Source organism: Mixta sp. (assembly GCF_024610815.1).
GTDB lineage: Bacteria > Pseudomonadota > Gammaproteobacteria > Enterobacterales > Enterobacteriaceae > Mixta > Mixta calida.
On record NZ_JANION010000210.1, the window covers coordinates 1 to 6571 of the forward strand.

The following is a 6571-nucleotide window of genomic DNA, read 5'->3' on the forward strand; positions in this document are numbered from 1 at the left end:
AAATAGCAGGGTTCTGGCGTTTATTTATATTAAATATATTTGCCTTTAGCAGGGAAAAGCGTGGCGCAGGCATGATTCGCATTTTTTGTGCAGCGATTTTTTTGCGCTGAGCGGGGCACAGGTTCAGAATTGCCGGGCACATCTCAAATTCATAAGCGGCCTAAGATTACCACTTAATCTGTGTGGTTGTTATAACCAGGTAGACGTAAATTGAAATTCCATGATCAACAAAGCGACGAAGCTGTAAGCAGCTTCACGGGAGCAAGCGAAGCGCAGGTGTGGCAACGTGATGCGCTAATGGAAACCCGACACGACTGGCTTGCCGACGAGGTGCCGGTGGCGCTGGTTTATAACGGTATTTCCCATGTGGTGATGATGAGCACGCCGAAAGATCTTGAAGCCTTTGCGCTCGGTTTTTCGCTCTCGGAGGGCATTATCGCAGCACCGGAGGAAATTTACGGCATGGATGTGGTGCCGGGCTACAACGGTATCGAAGTGCAGATCGAGCTCTCCAGCCGTCGCTTTATGGCATTGAAAGAACAGCGGCGCGCGATGGCCGGTCGCACCGGCTGCGGCGTTTGCGGCGTCGAACAGCTAAATGAGATCGGCAAGCCGATTCAGCCGCTGCCATTCAGCCAGACGTTCGATCTCAGCCTGCTGGATAAAGCGCTGCGCCAGCTGAAAGCGTTTCAGCCGGTCGGCCAGCTGACCGGCTGCACCCATGCGGCGGCCTGGATCGATGAGGCAGGGCAGCTGACGGGCGGCTGCGAAGATGTGGGCCGTCATGTGGCGCTGGACAAGCTGCTCGGCTACCGCAGCCGTCGCGGCTGGCAGCGCGGCGCGGCGCTGGTTTCCAGCCGCGCCAGCTATGAGATGGTGCAAAAATCGGCGATGTGCGGCGTGCAAATTCTGTTTGCCGTATCGGCGGCCACCCGCCTGGCGGTGGAAGTCGCGGAGCGCAGCAATCTGACGCTGGTGGGCTTCAGCAAACCGGGACGCGCGACGATTTATACCCATCCGCAGCGGTTGATAAATTCAGCAGCGCAGTCCTGAGCCGTCAACGTAAAGCGCCGCGCCGCAAGGGCGGCTTTTCGCGCCGGTTAAACCTGATTCGCTTTTATCACGATGGCGCAGCGCCAACACCGAACGGGTTTTATTAATCCGACGTGTTGGCGCGTCGGAAAAGACGCTTGCGCTGCTGTCGCAGATCGCTATAAGGCGTTATGCGCCGATCCCGTCGACGGCACTGGATGCTTTGCGTCGCTTTTTTGTCTTTTCAAATAGTTGGCTTTATCGGGCCTGTTCGTCCACTCTGGTATAACCTTATAACGAGAGGGGCATTGATTATCCTTTTCCCGATCACTAATTTAACTATAATGATCCGACTGCTTACGCGGTGCTTACAACGAAAAGTGCCGCTCCTACAATAAATGGAGATGATGAACATGAGTTATTCACTGCCATCCCTGCCTTACGCATACGACGCACTGGAACCGCATTTCGACAAGCAGACGATGGAAATCCATCACACCAAACACCACCAGACCTACGTTAACAACGCTAACGCAGCGCTGGAAGGCACCGAATTCGCCGACCTGCCGGTTGACGAGCTGATCACCAAACTGGATCAGGTTCCGGCAGAGAAGAAAACCGTACTGCGCAATAACGCAGGCGGCCACTATAACCACAGCCTGTTCTGGAAGGGCCTGAAAACCGGCACCACTCTGCAGGGCGACCTGAAAGCCGCTATCGAAAGAGATTTCGGCAGCGTTGAGAAGTTTCAGGAAGAGTTCGAGAAAGCCGCAGCGACCCGCTTTGGTTCAGGCTGGGCGTGGCTGGTGAAAAAAGGCGACAAGCTGGCGGTGGTCTCTACCGCTAACCAGGACAGCCCTCTGATGGGCGAAGCGATCTCCGGCGCTTCCGGCTACCCGATTCTGGGCCTGGACGTATGGGAGCACGCTTACTACCTGAAGTATCAGAACAAACGTCCTGACTACATCAAAGCGTTCTGGAACGTAGTGAACTGGGACGAAGCGGCTGCGCGTTTCGCCAATGCAAAATAAGCCTGCTTAGCAGTGCATGAATTATTCACCGGCGGGGCAGCAGCTCCGCCGTTTTTTATTTTGAAAAACCCTTTCATTTAACCTTCGTTTAATTCCTTTATGAAATAACGGCGCCCTTAATAAAAATAATCTTTTCGCTAAATCTATTGGCCAGATATTAACGTCCTGTTGATATTTGGCATCTTAATATTGGCGCATGGTTCTTTCATATTAATAAATAGCATGTCGACGATTACACATAGCCCAACGCCGGAGGTTTCTACCGGCTCGCTTTTTTTTCAGTTAACGCGTGGTCAATTTAAGCCAAATAAACTGTGGGAATGCCGCCGCTTCCGCACCAAGTTTTTATTGCGCTCGCTGGCTTTTCCCGTCACCACCTTTTCCTATATGGAACAGATGTCGCGGCTGCCGGCGATGCGTCAGGCGCTGACTATTCAGGGATTGCTGCCGGCGAAAATCCATCGCCCCTATCTGTGCGCGCATTTTAGCGTTAAGCAGCGCGCCCAGGCGCTGCTCGATCACTACGGCACCGTTCAGCAGCTGCCGCGCGCGCTTTACCAGCTGTTCTTATCGCCGGTCGATCAGACGGTGGCGAGTCTGCACGGCAAAAATGATGAACGGTTTGACGTGGTTTGCAGCACCGGCCGTTTCGATCGCGAAGGCGAAGTTACGCTGGTGCTGCTCTATAACGGCATTACCATCGCATCGCTCTCGTTCTCGTTTTTACAGCAGGCGGGCAGGCTGGGACTGCTGATCGGCGGGTTGCAGGGGCCGCGTAAAACGGTGGATGCCAGCATTATCCGCGATGCCACCAAAGCGGGCCACGGACTTTTTCCCAAGCGCGTATTGATGGAGACGCTGTTTTATCTGGCTGCGCGCTGCGGAGTGACGCAGATCCAGGCGGTCGGCGACGATACTCACGTTTTCCGCAGCCTGCGCTATCGGCACAGCAAAAAAGAGGTGTTTCACGCCAGCTATAGCGAGTTCTGGCTGTCGCTGAACGGGGAGGCGTTGAAGAGCGGTCTTTATCAGCTGCCGCTGGCGATGCCGCGCAAGCCGCTTGAGGAGATAGCCAGTAAAAAGCGCGCCGAATATCGCCGTCGCTATGAATTTATGGATATGCTGGAAAAACAGCTTTCTGAAGCGGTGGAGGAAGAGCGTGGCCGGATGTAATCAATCCGGCCAGCAGGATCAGAAAGGTTTTGGCGCGTAGCCGGTCATCTCTTTCAGGCCCATCTCTTTGCCCAGCGCGGTCATCGGATGTACCACCACCAGGCCGCGCACGCTTTTCTTCAGGGCGCCCATATCCGCCTGCTCTTTTTTGGTGATGGCGCGGCTGAACGGCAGCTTTTGCAGCTTCTGCGCTTCTTTGCTCAGCTTTTGATCGCGCACGTCGCGCAGACGTTCGATCTCGGCGATCAGCGTCTCTTTTTCTTTCAGCAGCGCGCCGAGTTTCTCCGCATCGCCCGATTCCAGCAACATCGGCTCTTTACGATTGAGCGCATCCAGCTGGTCGCTGAGGCGCTTGATTTCGGCTTTTTCCTGCTCTTTCATGACGGTTACCTGTACTGATGATTAATCGATATGATACACGAAAAGCGGAAAAGGGCGGGGCTACTTTTTGAAAGCCTGCTTCATGCTGATGCGTGAGATAAGCTCCGTCAGGGAGAGCACCATCGTTGAGCGCAGCACCTGTTGATAGCGCTGCTGCTGCATGGCGCGCAGCTGTTCATCGTCGCTGGAAAAGTCAGGGCGGGGCGGCCAGGCGCTGACACAATGCAGCTCGCCGAACGGCCCAAGAATTTCGTCATCGCTGAAGCGGTATTCGGTGCCGTCGTGGTTTAGCTCCTCACGCAGCGCCATCAGCAGTTCGCAGTCTTCATATTCATGGCGGCTGATCACGCCGAGACCGTAAATCAGCTTCAGCCGCACCGACAGTTCGCCCAGCGGCCCGTCGCCGAGCAGTAATGGCTCGACGGCATATTTCACCGCATAGTCATCCTTGCGAAACACCTGAAGCACCAACAGGTTGACCGCTTCGGTCAACAGTTCAACGGCGGCAATCAGGAAGCTTCTTACCGAGCGTCCGGCATTCAGTCGCTCCAGCACCCGATTTTCAAAAGCCTGCTTCTCTTCCATTGTTGCCTGTACATTTATCATTCTGCGCGGGGGCACAGCCAGGCTGTGCCCTTGTTGCTCGCCGTTATTCAGCATCGGGAGCGTGCGCATTATGGCATTGCGTTATAGGCCTTAACCACTGCTGCGACCACTTCGCTGTCGGCATCCAGGCCAGAAACCTGCGCCAGCGCCGCCTGCGGGCCCACTTTTTCCAGGAGCGCCTCCAGTTCCTGCGCCTGCGGGTCCTGTGCGCTGCGGTAGCGCATGGCGGCGGCGATGCCTTTCACCAGGTTATCGTGCGGCAGCTGATACTCCAGCGTGCCGAGCGTCGGCTTGATCAGGCGATCGCCCGCGCTCAGCTTGCGCAGCGGCTGGCGGCCAACACGCTCGACGTCATCTTTCAGGTATGGGTTTTCAAAGCGGGTCAGGATTTTTTCGATATAGGCGGCATGTTTCTGTGCGTCGAAGCCGTAGCGCTTGATCAGCACCGCGCCGCTCTCCTGCATCGCTCCTTTCACCACCGCGCGCACCGCCGGATCGAGAATGGCGTCGCGGATGGTTTGGTGCCCCGCCAGCTGGCCCAGATAAGCGGTGATCGCATGGCCGGTATTCAACGTAAACAGTTTGCGCTCGACGAACGCCATCAGATTATCAGTCAGCTCCATGCCCGGAATGGCGGGCAGTTCGCCTTTAAATTGGGTTTTATCGACGATCCACTCGCTGAAGGTCTCGACGGTCACTTCCAGCGGATCGCTGCTGCCCGCTTCGCCCGGCGGCACGATGCGGTCAACGGCGGAATCGACGAAGCCGACATGCTCCTCGACCCAGGCGTGATACTGCTCCGGCAACGCGGCCAGCACATGCGCTTTCAGCTGACTGGTGCCGCGCACCATATTTTCACAGGCGATAATGTTTAACGGGCGGGTATTAGCGCTATCACTGCGTTTGGCCAGGCCGCGCGCGATGCTGTCAGCGATACGCGCGAGGATTTGCGGGCCAACCGCCGTGGTAACGATATCAACCTCGGCGATCAGCGTAATCACCTCTTCGCTGGTGCTGTTGACGGCGCTGACGCCGGTCACCATTTCTACCTGCGCCTGCTCGCCGACCACATGCACCGGGTACTGGTGACGGGCGTTCAGCGCGTCCAGCACCGCCTGATTAACGTCGGCAAACACCAGTTCAATGCCAGCGTCCGCCAGCAGCTTGCCGATAAAACCACGACCGATATTACCGGCGCCGAAATGTAATGCTTTCATCGTTGCGATAACCTTCAAAAAAAGAGAAAGGGGCAAGTCCACCTTGCCCGAAGAAGGGGCCGGGCAGAGCGGCCCCTCAGCGTATGCGTCAGATCAGGCTGGCTGACCGGTAAGCAGATCCAGCACTTCCTGCACGCTGTTGGTGGTGGCGAGACGCGCAATTACGCTTTCGTCATCCAGCGCGTTGGTCAGGCTGGTGATGACCTGGATGTGCTCGTTATTGCGAGCGGCGATGCCGATCACCAGACGGGCGATGTCATCTTCCTCTTCGCCGAAGCGCACGCCTTGCGGATACTGACAGAACACCACGCCGGTTTTTAGCACGCGATCTTTCGCTTCAACCGTACCGTGCGGCACCGCGATGGATTCACCCAGGTAGGTCGGCGTCAGTTTCTCACGTTCCAGCATCGCGTCGACATATTCTGGCTCAACATAACCGCCTTTCACCAGCTGCTCACCGGCGAAGCGGATCGCCTCTTCTTTGCTGGCGGCCTGCTGGCCGAGGAATACGTTGCTGGCGCCCAGCTTAAACAGATGCTCGTTGTTGCTCTCAAAGCTGTCGCTCAGGGCCGCGTTAACCTTTTCACGGTGTTCCACGCTGCGCTGCGCGTCTACCAGACGCGAGGTCAGGTCGCTATAAAGACCGCTGTCGAGGAAGTTATTCAGCGAGATATGCTGCGCATGCGGCGCCTGGCGCATGGCGCGTTCGGTGAGATCGCGATGCGTGATCACCAGGTCGACGTCGCCCGGCAAGGCGTTGATAGCGGTATTGGTGACGGAGATCTGCGTCAGTCCCGCGTCCTGCACTTTCTTACGCAGCACGCCAGCGCCCATGGCGCTGGAGCCCATACCGGCGTCACAGGCGACGATGATTTTACGCACGTGGCTTAAATCGCCGTTCAGACCGGCGCTGGCCGCGGCAGGCGCGCCCGCCTGGCCTTTAGACTGCGCTTTCATATCCTGCATGCGACGAGTGGCCGCTTCGATATCGTCTTCGTCTTTTACTTTACTGGTTTTCAGCAGTACGGCGGAAACCACGAAGGAGACGGCGAAAGCCGCGACGATCGCCGCGATATTGGCGAAGTAGGCGCCTTTCGGCGTCATGGCCAGCACCGCCAGAATAGAGCCAGG

Annotated in this window: 7 protein-coding genes; 3 read left to right on the top strand and 4 right to left on the bottom strand. The window is 56.7% G+C overall.

The genetic code is table 11. The features are described from left to right. Positions 1 to 297: 297 nt before the first annotated feature. From fdhD to MYY08_RS16100, 3 genes are all read left to right on the top strand, one after another. A complete protein-coding gene (gene fdhD / locus MYY08_RS16090; RefSeq protein WP_218925961.1) occupies positions 298 to 1053 on the top strand; it encodes a formate dehydrogenase accessory sulfurtransferase FdhD in 756 nt (251 codons plus the stop codon). Between the two features lie 392 nt (positions 1054 to 1445). Continuing rightward, the gene (gene sodA / locus MYY08_RS16095; RefSeq protein WP_288014918.1) at positions 1446 to 2063 is read left to right on the top strand and encodes a superoxide dismutase [Mn]; all 618 of its coding nucleotides are present in this window, start codon (positions 1446 to 1448) and stop codon (positions 2061 to 2063) included. 222 nt (positions 2064 to 2285) lie between these two features. Then, positions 2286 to 3236 carry a VirK/YbjX family protein gene (locus MYY08_RS16100; RefSeq protein WP_190296339.1) on the top strand — a complete coding sequence of 317 codons (951 nt, stop codon included), beginning with the start codon at positions 2286 to 2288 and terminating at the stop codon, positions 3234 to 3236. An 18-nt stretch (positions 3237 to 3254) separates the two neighbouring features. Here the strand turns inward: MYY08_RS16100 and MYY08_RS16105 are convergent, their stop codons facing one another. From MYY08_RS16105 to MYY08_RS16120, 4 genes are all read right to left on the bottom strand, one after another. Beyond that, positions 3255 to 3617, bottom strand: coding sequence for a YibL family ribosome-associated protein (locus MYY08_RS16105; RefSeq protein WP_038629442.1), 363 nt, complete (start codon positions 3615 to 3617; stop codon positions 3255 to 3257). A gap of 60 nt (positions 3618 to 3677) precedes the next feature. After that, the gene (gene mtlR / locus MYY08_RS16110; RefSeq protein ID WP_174705309.1) at positions 3678 to 4223 is read right to left on the bottom strand and encodes a mannitol operon repressor MtlR; all 546 of its coding nucleotides are present in this window, start codon (positions 4221 to 4223) and stop codon (positions 3678 to 3680) included. Positions 4224 to 4291: 68 nt separating this feature from the next. Then, positions 4292 to 5440, bottom strand: coding sequence for a mannitol-1-phosphate 5-dehydrogenase (mtlD, locus tag MYY08_RS16115; RefSeq protein ID WP_190296340.1), 1149 nt, complete (start codon positions 5438 to 5440; stop codon positions 4292 to 4294). Between the two features lie 93 nt (positions 5441 to 5533). Beyond that, on the bottom strand, positions 5534 to 6571 hold a 1038-nt coding region (locus MYY08_RS16120; RefSeq protein WP_288014920.1), incomplete at its 5' end, for a PTS mannitol transporter subunit IICBA.